This is a genomic window from Mucilaginibacter sp. P4_A11, from assembly GCF_056402535.1.
Genome location: NZ_JBFUHE010000003.1, coordinates 547091 through 566167 on the forward strand (window position 1 = coordinate 547091; position 19077 = coordinate 566167).

The following is a 19077-nucleotide window of genomic DNA, read 5'->3' on the forward strand; positions in this document are numbered from 1 at the left end:
ATGTGCGGCATTTATGGATCAACAGTGGGGTATGACGATGAGGTCATATTTAAGAAACTGGCAAGGGCCGATTTCAGGGGTCCGGATTATTCTGGGTTTGAGCGTAACGGACCTGTTATTTTAGGCCATAACCGCCTGGCTATTGTTGATCTGGATCACCGGTCAGATCAGCCATTTACCTACGAGCACCTTAAAATTGTATTTAACGGCGAGATCTACAATTACAAACCCTTAAGGGTTAAATTAACCGCGTTGGGTTACAGTTTCACTACCGATTCGGATACCGAGGTAATTACTGCTGCCTTCCTCGAATACGGCGAAAATTGCGTCAATCATTTCAACGGCATGTTTGCCTTTGTAATTTATGATAGCCACACCCGTAAGCTTTTTGGCGCACGCGACAGGCTTGGCAAAAAGCCATTTTATTACGCGCACTGCGGCTTTGATTTTGAATTTGCCAGTCAACCCTCGCAAATATGCATAGGCAGGGATGTAACCATTAATGAACAAGCTATTAATGAGTACTTTATATGGGGATATGTCCCTGAACCAAAATCGGCGTGGAACGAAATTAAAAAGCTTGAAGCCGGGCATTCATTTTGTTTTGATTGTAATACAGGCACTTTCAGGTCAAAAAAATATTGGGAACTGGATTTAACTCACTCCGGGCACTATGAAGGTTCATATGCCGAAGCTCAAACGGATTTAACCCGGCTGATCTCCAACGCGGTTGATATACGTATGCATGCCGATGTACCCCTGGGGGTTTATCTTTCAGGAGGTATTGACTCATCACTGGTGGCTGCATTGGCTGCAAAGAATTACAAAAACGTAAAAACATTTTGTATAAAATTCAGAGAAAAAGGGTTTGATGAGAGTGTGTTTGCACAAAAAATTGCAGCGCATCTGCAAACAGATCACCATACAATTGAATGCAACAAAGAGGAAGGTATTGAACTAATTGAGAGTTTTGGGCGATATTATGATGAACCCTTTGCCGACTCAAGCGCTATACCTACTTTGCTGTTGAGCAAATACACTAAAAAACATGTTACTGTAGTTTTAAGCGGAGATGGCGGTGATGAAAGCTTTTTGGGATATAGCCGTTACAAATGGTTTAATATGGTTGATCAGCTGTTTAAATGTCCGCTGGCTGTACGTAAAAAAATTGCAGATGTTATCAGCATCTCGCCTAACTATCGTCATAAGCTTATTGCCTTAGGTATTTGCAACTCAGAAATTAAATCACTTTACGGGCTTATGATGGGCGGGCTCGAATATTCCTGGCTTAATAACCCTAACGTTGGGCTGCAGGTGCCATTCATGGATATCTGGTCATCAAAATCAACAAGTATGCTCCAGAAGCTCTCTGCCTTTGACACCAAGACATATCTGAACGGCGACATAAACACCAAGGTTGATCGTGGCACAATGGCCTTTTCATTAGAGGCAAGGGCTCCGCTAATGGACCACCGGGTAGTTGCTTTTGCCCAAAACTTGCCCGATAACTACAAATTTAAATACGGCGTACAAAAACGGATTTTGAAGGATATTTTATACCAATACGCTCCCGCTCAACTGTTTGACAGGCCAAAATCAGGTTTTACCATGCCACTCAATCATTGGTTTAAAAATGAATTGAAAGATCACGTAATGGATCATCTTTCAATCAGCGAACTAAAGAACATCCCGGGTATTAATGTACAAAAATCATATGCTATGATAAACGACCATATGAGTGGTAAATGGAACCGGTCCACCCAGATCTGGAAGCTGCTGGTATTTACCCAATGGCTGAAAGATCAGCATTCAAAACCAATTTCAACTTACCAGGTAGCTTAAACATATTAAACCTTATGATCCAGATTAACAACAGGGCTATGCGCATAGTTCCGTACACTGTGGTGTGGTTCGCTTCAAAACCTAATTTATGGGGCTGTCTTTTAAAATATTACAAACAAAGCAATAGCTGTGATGAAGTTCCCGGATATCGTAAAGAAGATTTTTTCACCAAGGTAATTGATATCAATGCACCCATAACTGCCATTGAAGCCAATTTTGAAAAGAACACATCGTACGAAATACGCAGGGCCGTTAAGGATGGGGTATCAACCGTAATGGGTACTGGCATCAAACAGTTTATCGACTTTTACAATGCATTTGCAGTAACTAAAGGCCTCAAAAGGCTTAATAAGGAGTTTTTTAAATACAAGCCGCACCTGTTTATCACCAAAGCGGTTTTCCAGAATCAGGATGTTGTTATGCACGCTTACATTCGTGATAACTCGTCGCAAAGGGTAAGACTTTTACATTCGGCCTCGCTGTTCAGAAATGAAAATGACAGTCAGTTAAGGGCTGTTACCGGCAGGGCAAACCGCCTGCTGCATTTTGAAGATATCTGTTTTTTTAAGCAGTTGGGCTTTAAAACTTATGATCTGGGCGGTTATGCCTACAACACTTCAGATACAGAACTTTTAAAAATAAATAAGTTCAAAGATAGTTTTGGTGGAAGCCTGCTGCAAGAAACCGATTACGTACCCATATCACTAACATTCCTGTCATTTCTAAAAAAAATATTCCGATTATGAAAGATCTTATCTCTGCGTTAAATTCATTTATTCACAAAATGTTCTGTTATGACAAATGGAATATAGGTTATATATCACAATCTCCGGAAAACCTTATACTCACCAAGCAACTAAACGGAAAAATCAACTGGCTTTCAGAAGATACAGCTGATTATGCCGCCGATCCTTTTACCGCAAATATAAACGGTCGTGTACATCTCTATTATGAAGAGCTTAATTTTTGGAAGGGGCGAGGTGAGATCATGATGACCGATGACATGCATTTTAAAAACAAGAAAAAAGTAAATGGCATCATGAAAGATGATATACACCTCTCCTATCCTTACATGTTCACTGATAGCGACCAGCTATATTGTATCCCGGAAACAGCATCAGCTAAACAAGTCGCACTTTATCAAATTGATATGAATAACCCATATAAATTTGAAAAGATCAGGGTACTGTTAGAAGGCCAGTCATTTGTTGACAGTTCCATCATACGTTACAACAACAGATACTGGCTTTTTACAAGTGTTTCCGGGCAACACGGTGTACTATATTTATTTTATGCCGATAAGCTCGACTCGCCATTTAAGGCGCATAAGCAAAACCCTATAAAGGTGGCTTCAAACGTAAGCCGGTCGGCCGGCCGCTTATTCATAGTAGGGCAAAAGCTTTACATGCCAAGCCAAAACCCTAAAAAATGTTATGGCGGTTCGGTAATGATCAATGAAATAACCAGCATAACCGAAACTGATTTCCAGTACCATACCGCTTTTGAATTACTTCCCCAGGCACCTTATGATGAAGGCTTGCATACCATAAACTTCGAAGATGGTTTATTGGTTGTTGACGGAAAACGTAAAGTATTTAGTGCAATGGGGCCTTTTAAAAAAGTAATAAGGAAGCTAAAGAACCTTAATAAGCCTAACTAATGCCCAAGATGATGCCAAGATTACTTTTTGTTTCAATCACCGACCAGGCAAACGGAGCAGAGAACATATTATTACAAGCTGCCCGGGCAAGTAATGCCAATTTGATTTTTTTAAAAAAGGTTGAAAGCGGAGGGTTAAATATACCGGATGATCTGCATGCTGAATATATGGGCACCGGGAGTATAGCAAGCGGCTTTTTCCGGCTGATAAAAGGTTTAAGGCATTACCGTAGCGATTATATAGTTTTTAGTACACACCCATATTTAAACGCCTACCTCGGCCTTTTAAAACGGATCGGCTATTTAAAATCTAAGCTTATTGTAAGAGAATGTTCATCTGTTTTAACCAGGTATAGTGGTTTAAAAAAATGGAGTTACAAATTGGCATACTGGCTTGGTTATCCCGGCGTAAATTTAGTAGTGTGCCAAACCCGTAACATGCGGGATACTTTTGTACAACATCTCCCATACATTGATGAGCAAAGGGTGATCATCCAAAAAAACCCGATTGATATTGAGCAAAACTTAATAAAAGGCGAAGCCTCACTGCCTTTAGCTGATGCAACTGCCGAATTTATTTGCGCAGCCGGGCGATTAATCCCTGAAAAAGGTTTTGATATACTGATCATGGCCTTTGATGAAATCAAAGCATCACGTCCTAACCTTCGGTTGTTCATTTTTGGTGAGGGTCCGGAACAAGCTTCGCTTGAAAAACTGATCAGCGAATTAAAATTAGAAGACAGGGTTATATTAAAGGGATGGGTGGCTAACCCAATGCCTTATTTTAAACGGGCAAAGGCCTGTGTAGTATCGTCAATAAAAGAAGGGTTCCCTAATGTATTGCTGCAAATGTTGATCCTGAACCCAGTTGTGATCAGCACCAATTGCGCAGGAGGTATTGACGAGATCCCGGGCATTTATTTGGCCGAAGCCGATAATGTAAATTCATTAACTACCACTATAAACATCGCACTTAGTACAAACAACCCAAATAAGGACCTAATAATGCAATATGTAGAAGACCGTACCCCCGAAATTTTTATCAAATCTATACTTAATGCACTGGTATAATTACCCCCAACCTATACAAGTAGCGCAACAACTTTAACTAACTAAAAATAAATTTTATGAAAACAATTATTAATTCCATCCGAAATGTTGTGTTGCCTATAATAACAACTACAATTATGGTAGCTGCCATTAATGGCTGTAAAAAAGCTGACCAACCAGCGCCAATTGTGCCTCCAACTACCAATGTGGCACCACAAGACGAGACCATCAAATCAATAAATTTGATAGGCTTGAGAAGCGATAGCGGTTTTTCGCATAAAATCGGCTATGATTTGCCCGAAATTGGGGATTCCAATACTTCCCCGTCAGTTTCAAAGCTCAGGCTATTTGAAAATGGCGTTGAACTTGGGCCAGCCCATTCTAACCACCATGATATCCGCACCTTTGGGTTGGGGCAATTTAGCCACTGGGGTAATACGCTGTATTTTTCAACGTCAGACAATAGTGATCCCCTAACAAACGGGAGAAAATACACTTATACTATGAAGTAGGATTTATCAGTTTTCACTCAAACTCTCGCAATTTGGTACACTCATTACTCAAAATAAATCTTCTTCAATAATTACATCTACCTACCTTTTCCGGTCATTATTTCTGCCTCTTTGCTCATACACTATTTGCCCGGAACCTGCTTAAATGCAGGCGTTATCGATCAAACCAGTTAATTAACCGCCTTTCCTCACAAGGCTTCATTTAAACCTAATTTCACTTATTTATGAAAATTTTAATCACCGGCACCGCGGGATTTATCGGCTATCATTTAACCCAAAAATTATTAAAACGAGGCGACACAGTTGTAGGCATTGACAATATTAATGACTATTATGACGTGAAGTTAAAACATGACCGATTGCTGAATACCGGCATAGAGGTATCAGAAATAGCTTACAACAAACCTGTTTGCAGCACTAAATATCCTAACTACACTTTTATAAAACTTGATATAACAGATAAGGAAAACCTGGAGCAACATTTTCAAAACAACAAGTTTGATGCCGTTTGCAACCTGGCTGCACAGGCAGGAGTACGCTACAGCCTTACCCACCCAGAGGTTTATATCGACTCAAATATAAAAGGGTTTTTAAATATACTGGAGTGCTGCAGGCATTTCAAGATTGACCACCTTGTTTACGCCAGTTCATCAAGTGTATATGGTTTAAATAAAAAAATGCCTTTCAGCGAGCATGAAATTGCAGATCACCCGGTTTCGTTGTATGCGGCGTCAAAAAAGGCCAACGAAATGATGGCCCACACCTACAGCCATTTATTTAACCTGCGTACCACCGGTTTACGTTTTTTCACCGTTTACGGGCCATGGGGCCGACCAGATATGGCTTTATTTATTTTTACCAAAGCAATTTTGGAAGGTAAGCCTATACAGGTTTTCAACAATGGTAATATGTTGCGCGATTTCACTTACGTAGATGATATTGTTGAAGGCATTACCCACACTATTGATAAGCCGGCAGAACGCAACTACCTGTGGAATGCTAAAAATCCGGACCCGGCTACTTCATCTGCACCGTTCAGGGTATTTAACATTGGCCGGGGCGCCCCTGTAAATCTTCTTGATTTTGTTACCGAAATTGAAAAACAGGTAAATAAACCTGCTATTAAAACATTAATGCCAATGCAGGATGGAGATGTTGCAGAAACCTGTGCCGACGTTTCACATTTAGATGAAATGCTGGATTACAAGCCCCAGGTTTCTGTTCCTACAGGGGTGAAGCGGTTTATTGCCTGGTATAAAAAGTATTATCATATTAAAACCACTAAGCCCGAGCCGGTTCTTGTTAACTAAAAATAGCCCGCAATACCGTTTGAGCAATGTTTCATAACATTTCGGGGGCGCCCATACTCATAACTCATTGCTTATTACAACATTATGTCAAGCCAAAAAGTGCTGATAGCCTGTGATTCGGCCAAATCGCTGATTGATTTCAGAGGTAAGTTAGTTGAGCTGATACAAAAAGAACATACAGTGTATGTTTTTACCCCTACCATACCGCCCGAACAACGCGCGAAACTTGCATTTTTAAACATAGTTATATTTGAAAATGATTTAAACGGCAGTAATGTATCCGTTTTATCTGATCTCAAATACGCGTATAGGCTTTACAGGCTCATTAAACAATTAAAGCCCGACGTCTTTTTCCCGTATACTCTTAAACCGGTTATTTACGGAACACTTGCGGCTAAAATGAGCGGTGTGCGAAAAATAACCCCAATGCTTTCGGGGCTTGGTTATAATTTTGTTACCGGTAACACATCTGTAACAAGTAAAATTACGCGCATTTTGCTTCGGTTCAGTCTTAGGAACAGGCCGGGGTTATCAGTGATATTTCAAAATAAAGATGACGTTCAAACCTTACTGGATTGTAAAATAATCTCTGCGAAGCATCAAACAGCAGTTGTTAACGGCTCGGGGGTTGATTTGAGCCACTACACTCCTACTCAGCCCGATCTTAATAACATAAGCTTCATCATGGTATCCAGGCTCATCAACGCCAAAGGGATCCGCGAATACTTTGAAGCCGCGCAAATTGTGTTCCTAAAGCATCCGCAGGTAACTTTTAAACTCATTGGAGCTTATGATGATAATGTTGACGCTATTCACCCCGATTTATTTTCGGAAATAAAGCACAGAAGTGTTATCAATTACCTGGGCGCTGTTGATGATGTACGGCCATACATAAGTGGCTCATCTGTTGTTGTATTGCCTTCATACTACAGGGAGGGTATACCACGGTGTTTGCTTGAAGCAATGGCTATGGCACGCGCCATTATAACCTGCGACTCCGTTGGTTGCCGGGAAACTATTGAAACATCACCCAACAGCAATGGATTTTTAATACCTGTAAAAAACACCGCCGAACTTGTGCGAAAAATGGAATATTTCATCAACAACAATGAAGCTATCAGCAGTTTCGGACTTAACGGACTGACATTGGCACAGGAGAAATTTGATGTACATAAGGTAAATGCCAGGATGATGCAGATAATGGGCCTCAACTAATTAACCGGAAACCAACAATACAATACATGAAAAATATACTTAATTACGGAGACAGGCATTTTGAGGACTTCCGCGTTGCTATGCGTGATTATGGATGGGTCATTTTTGAGAATGTCTTAGACAACGATTTTGTTGCAACCATTAATGAGGATTTGAAAGAAGGTTATGTTAAACGACGAGCCATACAGGAAAAAAACGGGATAAGCGCTAATATGACCGGCACACTTCACCACCTTGTTGAAAAGGACAATTTCACTCTCTCGTTTATTGAAAAAATGTATTGTGCCGATGAGATAGCTTATTTTTTGAGTGGAAATTATATACTGAATGGTTTTAATGCTGTAATACATACCCAGCAGCAGCATCCTTATATAAGTAACATGCACCGCGATGTACGCACATTTATGGGCGATACTAAATTGCTGGTGCAAATGATAGTTACCCTTGATGATTTCACTGCAGAAAACGGAGCTACGTATTTTTTATCAGGCTCTCACAAAACGGATATCAAACCTAACGAAACTTATTTTCACCAAACAGCAGACCGGGCTATAACTCCTAAAGGGAGTATTATTCTTTTCGATTCAAATATTTGGCACGCAGCAGGCGAAAATAAAACGATCAAACAACGCCGCGCATTAACACTGGGATTTACACGCCCTTTTATTAAACCACAAATGGATTATCCAAGGGTATTGGGCTATGATTTTATTGATCATCTCAGCGCAGATCAGCGCCAGGTATTGGGGTATAATTCACGTATTCCTGAAAGCCTTGATGAATACTATCAGCCCGTTCATTTAAGAATGTATAAAAGTGATCAGGGATAACACTTGTTTTTCACAATCAATTTACGGTCATGCAAAAAAACAAAGCCGCTGTAAAACCCATAGGTGGGTATTTGGAGCTGGAACTGCCTAAAGGAAACGAATATTACCCCGATCTGGTTCGTTTAAACACTGGGCGTAACGCGTTGGAATACATACTACTGCAAAAAAAATACCATAAAATTCATATTCCCTATTTTACCTGCGATGCATTGCTTGAGCCACTTATAAGGATAGGCATTCAATACCAGTTTTATCATATTGACAGGCAGTTAGATCCCATAATTGATTTTGAAATTGAACACGACGCCTGCTTTTTATATACCAACTATTTTGGCATAAAACAAGAAAAAGCATTTGAGCTTAGCAACAAGATCAAAAATTTGATAATTGATAATTCACAAGCTTTTTTTTCTGAACCAATTGCAGGTGTTGATACATTTTACTCATGCCGTAAGTTTTTTGGCGTTCCGGATGGCGCATATTTAAGTATTAAACGAAAGCTTGCTAAAAAGTTACCGCTAGATAGCTCAGTACACCGGTTTTCGCACCTGATAAAAAGCATTGACTCAGGCATTGAAGCAGGATATTCAGACTATGTAAATAACAGCAAAGATCTGGAAAACAACGAGATCAGATCAATGTCATTATTAACCCAAAAAATACTTTCAAGCATTAATTACAACGAATGTGTATTTGCCAGACAAAGAAACTTTAATTTTCTGCATAAGCACCTCGCTGAGTTTAACCTGCTCAAGTTTGAGGCTACCGATGAGCATACAGTTCCCCTGGTTTATCCTTTTTTAACAAACGACCGGCATCTGAAAGTTCACCTGATACAGAAAAAAATATACGTTGCCACCTATTGGCCAAACGTATTTAAATGGACCMAAAAAAACACTACCGAAAATTACCTGGCCCAGTGCCTGGTTCCATTACCAATTGATCAGCGATATGACCTTCAGGATATGTTTTATATGTTAAATACGCTAAGACTTTTTTTATGACCATTTCAGTTTACATACGCCCCCTTGTAATAGAAGATGCGTCCGTATCTTATGCATGGCGCAATGACCCATTAATATGGGTTTATACGGGCTACAAACCAACTCACTATATCAGCTCTGAAATAGAAACGGCATGGTTACGTGAAAAGCTGGCTAGGCCCGATCAACTCAGATTTGCAATTTGTGTTAGAGAGCTTAACACCTACATAGGCAATATTCAGTTACTGGATATTACTGATCGTGACGCGGAACTGCATTTATTTATTGGCAACAAGCTTTACTGGGGTAAAGGAATAGGCTACCAGGCAACTGTTCAAATGATACGATATGGTTTTTTAATAAAAGAACTGGAAGAGATCTATCTAAAAGTGCACCCGGCCAATATCGCAGCAATAACTGTTTATGAAAAAGCCGGATTTGAAATTACAGGTAAGGCAAATGATATGATTACCATGAGCGTCACCAAAACCAAATTTGTTCAGCTTCAAAATCAAGAGCATAATTCTATCTCTTAAACTTTATTTCAATGATTAAGATGCTTACTCTCCTCAATAAAGAGGAATGGATTTCTTATGTAGGTAATTCGGCAGAATATGATTTTTATCATACGTGGCACTACCACTCACTTGAAATATCTGGTGATCCTGTTCTGTTCGTTTATGAAGAGTCTGATACTTACATCGGTTTCCCATTGCTGCAGCGAAAAATACCTGGATCTGAGTATAGTGACCTAACCTGCGTGTATGGATTCTCGGGGCCGTTTTCAAATAAAAAAATTGACGAGATAGATGAGGAACTGATGGAAAACTTTAAAGCAGCTTTCAGTAACTTCCTTATAAGTGAAAAGTATGTATCGGTTTTTGCCAGGATGCACCCTTTTTATAAGCAGCAAAAATTATTGGAGAAATTTGGTGGCGTTCACGAAAACGGAAAAACGGTTGTATTTGATCTTTCGCTCTCTATTGATGAGCAGCGAAAAAAGTACAGGCAATCAACCATGGATGCCATTAAGCACGCCTGGAAAAAAGGGTTCAGAGTAGAGGACGAAACCAACATTGAAGGCATAAACACCTTCGTTGAAATTTATACCGAAAACATGAAGCGCGTAGGCGCCAGCAGCTACTACCTGTTTAACGAAAAATACTTTTCAGAAATATTAAACACCTCCGAATATGAAGCACGTTTATTAACTGTTTATTACAAAGATATCGCAATTGCAAGCACCATTATAGCCTTTACAAATGGCATTATTCAGGCCCACCTGGTGGGTGCCCGTGCCGAATATTTACATCACAGCCCAACAAAATTTCTGGCAGATTCAATAACTCAAATAGGCAGGGAAAAGGGCATGAAATATTACAACCTGGGGGGGGGCCTCGGGTTTAAAAACGATAAATTATTTGATTGGAAATGTGCTTTCTCAGATTTCCATCTTGATTTCAAAACATGGAGATATATCGCCAATCCTGAGATATATCAAAAGCTTTTACATGATAAAGGCATCGAAGAAAATATCGAAGTGGATTTCTTCCCACTGTATAGATATGCTTAAATGATAATACCTAAATAAACCCGTTATGATATACCTGAAAAATTTATTGTTCCAGGACAAGTTCCATTCAAGATGGCTAATCCTGGTAATTGACCTTATGGTGGTTCTGTTATCATTATGGACATCACTTTATTTTAAAAACCGACTTCAGTTTGATCCTGTCAGCCTTTATTACATGATGTTTTACTGCGCCAATGCAGTGCTGGTTTTTGTGGTCATGAAAATACATACGTGTATTATCAGGTATTCAAACACCCGCGATATGATGCGGATTTTAATAACTGTGCTGGCAAGTAACGTTACGTTCCTGGCGTTTTATCACGTGTTCTTCGCTTTTTATCTTAAAATAAACGTAAGCGGGTTAGTAGACGTGTTGTTGATCAATTTCTTTATCACCTCATCAATGCTAATGTGCATGCGCATTATCATAAAGGATGTTTTTAAATATATTGAAACAACCAACTACAAGTTAGAAAAGGAAAATGTACTTATATACGGCTCAAACGAACCTTCCATCCTGATCAAAAATACTCTTGAAGCACAAAAAGGCCTTATAATAAATGTGCAGGGCTTTATTGACACCGGGATCGATAGGATATCAAAATTAATTGAGCAAAAACGGGTTTATCCAATCAAATCAATTGATATGCTAAAAAGCCGGTATGATATAAAATCATTGCTCATAACATCTGAAGATATAAAGGTTGACGGAAAAAGGAAGGCTGTTGAAAAATGCATTGAACTTGGGATAAAGGTAATTGTTGTGCCATCGTCAGATCAGTGGATAAACGGTAAACCTAATCTAAACCAATTTAAAGACTTAAAAATCGAAGACCTGCTTGAGCGAAAACCTATAAAGATCTGTAACGAACATATTTTAGATGAAATTAAGGGTAAGAGGATCTTAATTACGGGTGCTGCAGGTTCAATAGGTTCAGAACTGGTTAGGCAGGTGTTAATGTATAACCCCGAGTTTGTTGTTTTATGTGACAGGGCCGAAACCCCACTGCATGATATACAAATGGAAATTGAAGATGGATTGTACGGAAACCGCACCCGGATATTTATTGCTGATATCCAAAATTCAGGGCGGATAAAAACCCTTTTTAATTTATACAAGCCCCAAATAGTGTTTCACGCTGCCGCTTACAAACATGTCCCTATGATGGAGAATAACCCTACCGAGGCAATTTTAACTAACGTATGGGGCACAAAAAACCTGGCCGACATTTCGATTGAATTTAACGTTGAAAAATTTGTAATGATATCAACAGATAAAGCAGTACGTCCAACTAATATTATGGGGGCTTCAAAACGTATTGCCGAAATGTATATTCAATCGTTGAACAACCTGTTGTTTGAAGAGCACTTTTTCAACTCCGATCCATCAAAAGGCAACCAAACCAGGTTTATTACTACGCGGTTTGGCAATGTTCTCGGATCAAACGGGTCAGTGATCCCTCGCTTTAAAGCACAAATTGAAAAAGGTGGCCCTGTTACTGTTACACATCCGGATATCACAAGATATTTTATGACAATACCCGAAGCCGTTCAACTGGTGCTTGAGGCCGAGGTAATGGGTAAAGGCGGCGAAATCTTCTTGTTTGACATGGGTGAGCCTGTGAAAATTGCCGATCTTGCAGCCAATATGATCAAAATGGCCGGTCTTATCCCGGGCAAGGATATACAGATCGTTTATACAGGTTTGCGTCCGGGAGAAAAATTATATGAAGAATTGTTGAATGCCGAAGAGGAAGTAATACCTACATATAATAAAGACATTAAAATCTCGAAAAATATCCCCGTAAGCTACACTAAGATCAATAATTTAATAACAGATCTTTTGGAACTCAACCTCCATAATGAAGTTGATCTGGTAGTATCGAAAATGAAAACCATACTGCCGGATTATATTAGTAATAATTCGCAATATGAAAAGCTCGACATAAAATTGATTGATAAACAAATGGCGAACTAAGCTTTTTTTTTAATTTGAATGATTTATCTCATAGGTTATCAATAATAATTTGCAGATTTAAGCAAATTATAACCTAAAGACTCATCCACCTTATGATGGGTAAAAGCCGATGAGTAATATTTTTAAGAGGGAACCCTATGTCCTTTGACCTGAATTCTAATTTTTTTGAGATAGCGTTCAATGTGACGGAGCACACAGAGGCAATGCTTGCTTATTGGGATAAAAACCTGATTTGCCGGTATGCCAATAAAGCTACGGCCGATTGGTTTGGGATAACTCCTGAACATATGATCAACAAATCGCATCTTTCAGAAATTTTGGGTTCCCTTTTTGACGTACAACTTCCCTATATTAATGGAGTATTAGCAGGTAAGATACAGGTTTTTGACCAGGTGATCCACTTATATTCTGGTAAAGCCAAAAACGTGCGCGTTACTTATCACCCAGACTATGTTGACGGTGAATTAAAAGGGTTTTATGCGCATATGACGGATATTAGTCCGCTGAATAACAAACACCTCACCGATGAAGCAGGAATTGAGAAGCTGCCGGAGTTTTTAACTCAAAACGATCAGTTGCTTGAAAATGTCGCTAAAACATTAAATGAAAACCTGTTTGTCGGATTTCCGAGTATCTCTGCTCTTTCAAAAAAACATTTTGTATCCGAATCAAAATTAAAAAGGGATTTTAAGCAGAGCTTTGGGCGAACTATCTTTTCGTACTACCGGTACCTGCAAATGGAAATTGCAGACAGATATATCAGGGAAAAGCGCTGCAACAAAAACCAGATGGCAGTAATGCTTAACTTTTCCAATCCTTCAAATTTTTCGGCGTGTTATCATAAATATTTAGAAGAGAAATCGACAGACCTGCAGAACAACCAGGTTCAAAAAGAAAGCATCAATCATTATAAAACGCTGATTGAGGAAGCTCCTATAACTATTGCTATGTTCAATACGCAGATGCAGTTTATAGCCGTTTCAGAAAGCTGGATTACCGAATACAATCTTCAAAATACAAATTTTCTTGAAAAAAGTCTCTATGAGATTTTGCCCGACACAAAAAAGAAATGTGAAAAGCAGCACATTCACTGTTTACAAGGCCACATATATCATTGTGAAGGGTTGCTGCTGAAAAAGAATAATGGCATCCGCAGCTGGTTAAAGTGGAATATCTATCCCTGGTTCACGCCATCAGGCGAAGTTGGCGGGTTGTGTGTTCACACTGAAGATATCTCTAAAGTTAAAGCTATTGAGAAAGAAAATGAACGGGCTGTAAAGCTTCTGAAAAAAGCAGCTACTTTTTCAAAAATCGGCACCTGGACCAGGGATATGCTTACCCATACAACACAGTGGGACAAGATCATTCAAAACATCCTTGAGTTGCCTGACCATTTTGTACCTGATATAAAAGCTGTTTGGAAATTTGTAAAACAAGGTAAAAGCCAAAACCTGATTAAAAAAGCGTTAAGAAACTCGTTGAAGAACGGAGTTCCTTTTGATATTGAAGTTGAAATGATAACAGCCGGAGGCAATTCAAAACGAATAAGGATCATAGGTTACCCTGAACTTCAAAATAATAAATGTAAAAAGTTATCAGGAATACTTTTTGACGTTACCCCTATTTGATCATAAAACGGTTTGCTTTTAATAACTACCCAAGTAACAAGCAATTACCTTTCGGTTTTACTACTCTCAAAAAATAATTGATCATTTCGTAATATCTGCGAATTAATATGTTTCCGTCACTATGACATGTGTACTTTTCTCTTATTTTGAAATAAATCTAAACCCATTAGAAAACTCAATAAAATAACACTACATTAAGTCGGGCACAGTTTAATAACTTAACTATCACTCACAAAAAAATGCACAAAATGAACAGCCGAAAGACGCATTATTGTAGATATGCGTTAAACAAACAGTAATCAGCACCCTTTACAGGTATAATTTGACCTTTTATAGGTTGAATAAAGAAGAGAAGTATACATATTTTTATTACGCAAACAATAAAACAAAAGTTTCAAAAAAATCAACTATTTGTTTGCCAGCGTAGAAAAGTAGGGTAAGGAATATTAAAACCAATGAATAGCCTAAATCTAAAAACATGACTCAAGAAAAGCCAAATTGGATATTTATGGCCATAAATATCTATATGTAACCTGCAATTTTATTATAACCTAAATTACATATGCTAACCAACTAAAAGTTTGACAACCTAATCGAATCTAATCTTATGCACAGCAAAGTTTTTTACCCCGTTAGTTCATATATCAATAACGATCAAAGATCTATTGGTATTAATGACACTCAAGATTTACATTTTGGCAAAATCGTAGAGCGAATTGTTAGGCGCGATCATATGGGGATAAGTGAAATCGCCCGGAAACTCAATGTAAGTCGCAGAACCTTGTACAATTGGTTCAACACCAAAAGGCTTAGCTTTGATATCATTTGTCAAATAGGTATCGTTATAGAGCATGATTTTTCAAAGGAATTTCCGAATGAATTTGCTTTGAGATTTAACTCTCCAAATGCTGAAAAAGACATCGAAACCCATGAGGCAAAAGATGCACCGCTTGATGCCATATATTATTGGATGGATAAGTACATAAAACTGCTTGAAAAATTTAATGAGGCATTGCGTAATGAAAGTACTCTAAAACCCGACTGAGGATTTTCTGACATATACAAAACCTGTTTTATATTGATAAAAACCTGTACATACGCTCTTTAATGTCATAACAAAATTGCTTACTGTTTTGCAGCAATCGATTTTGTTATGGCGATCTATTATATCTACCCATCTCCCACCTCTATACTTGCAGTGTCCCTTTAAATTAACCGGCTCCGGTTGTTTCATTTAATTAATCAGAACATGCTTTTTAATTCATTCGGATTCGGAATATTTCTGATAGTAGTTTTTGTGCTTTATTGGTTTGTATTTAACCGAAAACTGCAACAGCAAAACCTACTGCTGATGGCAGCAAGCTATTTCTTTTACGCTTGCTGGGATTGGCGTTTTCTGTTCTTACTTATCTTTTCAACTCTTTTAGATTACTTTACAGGGTTAAAAATGTTCCAGGCCAAAACACAAGGCTTGAAAACCTTTTGGCTTTGGTTAAGCATATCCATAAATCTGGGCTTTTTAGGTGTTTTTAAATATTATAACTTCTTTGCATCTTCCCTCGCGGCTTTAGGCGCAGACTTCGGGATCCATTTAAGCCCTTTCACCTTAAATGTGATCCTGCCTGTAGGGATATCCTTTTATACATTTCACGGATTATCATACGTAATTGACGTTTATAAAAACCGCATTGAAGCTGAGCGAAACTTTATTGACTATTCACTGTTCGTAAGCTTTTTCCCACTTTTGGTAGCAGGCCCAATTGAACGCGCCACACACCTTTTACCCCAGGTAAAAACAAAAAGGAAATTTGATTACCAGGATGCAATTAATGGCCTAAGGCAGATATTGTGGGGCCTGTTTAAAAAAGCCGTAATCGCCGATCAGTGTGCCGACTACGCTAACATCATATTTGCAAACAGTTCACATTATTCAGGCAGCGCCCTGGTTTTAGGTGCTGTATTCTTTGCCTTTCAAATCTATTGCGATTTTTCGGGCTATTCAGACATGGCTTTGGGCATAGCAAAACTTTTCGGGTTTGAACTGCTGAGAAATTTCGCATTCCCCTACTTTTCAAGGGATATGGCCGAATTTTGGCGCAGATGGCATATCTCACTGTCATCATGGTTTAGGGATTACCTGTACATCCCACTTGGAGGTAGTAAAACAGGCCTTTGGCTCAAAGTACGAAACACTTTAATCATTTTCTTAGTTAGTGGCTTTTGGCACGGTGCAAACTGGACTTTCATTATCTGGGGACTTTTAAATGCACTGTTTATACTTCCCTCGATCCTGTTAAAAACAAACCGGAACCATCTCGAAATCGTAGCCAAAGGCAAAGTCATGCCAACGCCGCTTGAGCTTACACAAATGGTATTGACATTTCTGCAGGTGGTTTTTGCCTGGATATTTTTCAGGGCCGATAGTGTTACACAAGCGTTCAAATATATTGGCAGGATCTTTTCAAGATCGCTTTTCTCAATTCCTCAATTGGATGTTAATAAGGCTCAACTGCTTGAAGTGATCATTCTTATCATATGCTTTATAATAGTTGAGTGGCAAGGACGAGAAAACCAGTATGCGATAGAGAAATTAACCTGGCTAAGAAAAAGAGGGTATAGATTAACTTTTTACTACATGCTGGTGGTGGTGATCTTTTTATTTACCGGCAAAGAGCAACAGTTTATTTATTTTCAATTTTAAGCAATGCACCGCTTTTTAGTTAAAACCATATTGTTTGCTTTAATGAGCTTTGTACTCATATTGGCCGTTGCCCTGATTCCGGGCTATATGGTAAATAAATTTTCAAAGTTCAGTATCAACAAAAATAGAACGATCGCGCTTTTTGGCCACTCACACTCCGAATGCGCTTATGATGACACCCTTATATCTAATTTCACCAACCTCTCGCACTCTGCCGAATCATATTTTTACACCTTTCAGAAAGTTAAAAAGTACCTGGCACAAAACCCCCAGGTAACAACAGTACTTATAGAATTTTCCAACAACCAGATTGATACAAAAATGGATGACTGGACATGGGGATACACTTATATGTCAAACATGTTTCCGCAATACGCTTCCTTTATGAGCTTCGCAGATATGGAGTTACTGGCTAAGCACAATTCAAAATACTTTATGAATTGCATAGGCATAGCTGCTCGTACCAACCTGATTAATGCACTTTCATTTAACTATGATTATACCGGCAAAATAGGTGGATATTTCAAGATCGACAGCTCCAGGCATTTACCTGCAGGTAATCCGGTAAATAAAAATACTAAAACGTCGCCAAGCAAAAACAGCATTTCAACAACCAACCTTCAATATTTAAGAAAAATAATAGATTATTGTAATAACATGCACAAACGTGTTTTCCTGATCAGGAGCCCGCAACACCCTTTGTATGAGTTTAGAAATAATGAGGCCGAGTTTTCATTCATCCGTGAACATTATTTTAGCGATGTGAAATTTCTCGATTTTAATAATTTCCCTATTAAAAATGATGAATTTGCCGATTTTGGACATTTAAATTTTAAAGGAGCTTTTAAATACTCAACGTATATAAATCAACGCATCATAAACGGAATGCTTAGTTCGGATAATACAGCCTATATAGAAAGAGTTGACAACAAAGCAGGCGATTAATTAATATATCTAAACTTCAACTAACAGGCCTGGTACAAAACGTATCGGGCTTTTTTATGTTATTTTCATGAACTAAGCTTTGGAAGCTTTTAAATTGGCTGAAATCAAAAAATAAAGCGCCATCCCTGGCCGGCGCTTTATTTATTAACTAAAACTGCATTTTCCTCAATGAAAAACACACATATAAGAACTATCGGGAAATATCATTTAAAGGCTGATAAAACACCTTTATGAGTAAGATAATGACCAACTAATTACCGGAGTCTTAGTGGTCAGTTAATAGTTTATGTAAAAATAAGCAGGGATATTTATGACGTACTGTTGGTTTCGGTATTGTGATGAAATGCCAAATTCTTCAGCAGCAGATTGTTGCCAGGCAACAAATGAGCCAGTAGGCGAACAAGCTGCATTTATTAAGATCAATTTTTTCACGGTTCAGATTTCTTATAAGACGCATCTAATTAAAAAATGTTGCATGTTTTGATTATTTTTTTGTAAAACAAAGCGTCAACAACACAAAACAACCTAACAATCAAGCTATTGCAAATTCAAATTTTCACCTAAATCACTACAAGCAGTACCTGTTTTCCGGAATAGTTAAATCATTCGTAAAAGTACTTAAAGTAGAAAGCCCCGTAAATATTTCAATTTACAGGGCTTTCATTGATTTGGTATCGCTTTTTGTCGGGATGGCAGGATTCGAACCTGCGGCCTCCACATCCCAAATGTGGCGCGATACCGGGCTACGCTACATCCCGTTTGGCTTTCGCCGGGCATTATCATTGTTCCAATCAGAAAATAAAACCCTCTAAACTTTCGATTTAGAGGGTTTTTGATGCTTGGCATCGCTT

Annotated in this window: 16 protein-coding genes and 1 tRNA gene; 16 read left to right on the plus strand and 1 reads right to left on the minus strand. The window is 38.5% G+C overall.

Annotated elements, in window-relative coordinates; all coding sequences use genetic code 11:
- The 16 genes from asnB to AC1DUD_RS09285 all read left to right on the plus strand — a co-directional run bounded on the left by asnB (window position 1) and on the right by AC1DUD_RS09285 (window position 18226).
- On the plus strand, window positions 1-1842 hold the full coding sequence (asnB, locus tag AC1DUD_RS09210) for an asparagine synthase (glutamine-hydrolyzing) (protein ID WP_477373831.1): 1842 nt from the start codon (window positions 1-3) through the stop codon (window positions 1840-1842).
- A 14-nt stretch (window positions 1843-1856) separates the two neighbouring features.
- Complete coding sequence (locus AC1DUD_RS09215) at window positions 1857-2588, plus strand: hypothetical protein (RefSeq protein WP_477373833.1); 732 nt, start codon at window positions 1857-1859, stop codon at window positions 2586-2588.
- Window positions 2585-3502: a glucosamine inositolphosphorylceramide transferase family protein gene (locus AC1DUD_RS09220; protein WP_477373835.1), complete on the plus strand. Its 918-nt coding sequence runs from the start codon at window positions 2585-2587 to the stop codon at window positions 3500-3502. The genes AC1DUD_RS09215 and AC1DUD_RS09220 overlap by 4 nt, the downstream gene beginning before the upstream one ends.
- 8 nt (window positions 3503-3510) lie before the next feature.
- Window positions 3511-4572 carry a glycosyltransferase gene (locus AC1DUD_RS09225; protein WP_477373837.1) on the plus strand — a complete coding sequence of 354 codons (1062 nt, stop codon included), beginning with the start codon at window positions 3511-3513 and terminating at the stop codon, window positions 4570-4572.
- Window positions 4573-4628: 56 nt separating this feature from the next.
- Window positions 4629-5063, plus strand: a complete 435-nt coding sequence (locus AC1DUD_RS09230) for a hypothetical protein (RefSeq protein ID WP_477373839.1) — start codon at window positions 4629-4631, stop codon at window positions 5061-5063.
- 224 nt (window positions 5064-5287) lie between these two features.
- The gene (locus AC1DUD_RS09235) at window positions 5288-6373 is read left to right on the plus strand and encodes an NAD-dependent epimerase (RefSeq protein ID WP_477373841.1); all 1086 of its coding nucleotides are present in this window, start codon (window positions 5288-5290) and stop codon (window positions 6371-6373) included.
- An 84-nt stretch (window positions 6374-6457) separates the two neighbouring features.
- The gene (locus AC1DUD_RS09240) at window positions 6458-7588 is read left to right on the plus strand and encodes a glycosyltransferase family 4 protein (RefSeq protein WP_477373843.1); all 1131 of its coding nucleotides are present in this window, start codon (window positions 6458-6460) and stop codon (window positions 7586-7588) included.
- Window positions 7589-7614: 26 nt separating this feature from the next.
- Entirely contained in the window at window positions 7615-8418 is an 804-nt protein-coding gene (locus tag AC1DUD_RS09245) for a phytanoyl-CoA dioxygenase family protein (protein ID WP_477373845.1), read from the plus strand.
- A 29-nt stretch (window positions 8419-8447) separates the two neighbouring features.
- The gene (locus AC1DUD_RS09250; protein WP_477373847.1) at window positions 8448-9422 is read left to right on the plus strand and encodes a hypothetical protein; all 975 of its coding nucleotides are present in this window, start codon (window positions 8448-8450) and stop codon (window positions 9420-9422) included.
- Window positions 9419-9937 (plus strand): GNAT family N-acetyltransferase, encoded by a 519-nt coding sequence (locus AC1DUD_RS09255; protein ID WP_477373849.1) that lies wholly within the window; start codon window positions 9419-9421, stop codon window positions 9935-9937. Before AC1DUD_RS09250 ends, AC1DUD_RS09255 begins: the two co-directional genes overlap by 4 nt.
- Before the next feature lie 20 nt (window positions 9938-9957).
- Window positions 9958-10974 (plus strand): GNAT family N-acetyltransferase, encoded by a 1017-nt coding sequence (locus AC1DUD_RS09260; protein WP_477373851.1) that lies wholly within the window; start codon window positions 9958-9960, stop codon window positions 10972-10974.
- Window positions 10975-10999: 25 nt separating this feature from the next.
- Complete coding sequence (locus tag AC1DUD_RS09265; protein WP_477373853.1) at window positions 11000-12952, plus strand: polysaccharide biosynthesis protein; 1953 nt, start codon at window positions 11000-11002, stop codon at window positions 12950-12952.
- Between the two features lie 137 nt (window positions 12953-13089).
- The gene (locus AC1DUD_RS09270) at window positions 13090-14580 is read left to right on the plus strand and encodes a PAS domain-containing protein (protein ID WP_477373855.1); all 1491 of its coding nucleotides are present in this window, start codon (window positions 13090-13092) and stop codon (window positions 14578-14580) included.
- Between the two features lie 607 nt (window positions 14581-15187).
- Window positions 15188-15625, plus strand: coding sequence for a hypothetical protein (locus AC1DUD_RS09275; protein ID WP_477373858.1), 438 nt, complete (start codon window positions 15188-15190; stop codon window positions 15623-15625).
- A 204-nt stretch (window positions 15626-15829) separates the two neighbouring features.
- On the plus strand, window positions 15830-17281 hold the full coding sequence (locus AC1DUD_RS09280; protein WP_477373860.1) for an MBOAT family O-acyltransferase: 1452 nt from the start codon (window positions 15830-15832) through the stop codon (window positions 17279-17281).
- Window positions 17282-17284: 3 nt separating this feature from the next.
- Complete coding sequence (locus AC1DUD_RS09285; protein WP_477373862.1) at window positions 17285-18226, plus strand: hypothetical protein; 942 nt, start codon at window positions 17285-17287, stop codon at window positions 18224-18226.
- Window positions 18227-18910: 684 nt separating this feature from the next.
- Here AC1DUD_RS09285 and AC1DUD_RS09290 read toward each other — a convergent pair.
- Window positions 18911-18984: transfer RNA gene (locus AC1DUD_RS09290), tRNA-Pro, on the minus strand.
- Window positions 18985-19077: the final 93 nt, after the last annotated feature.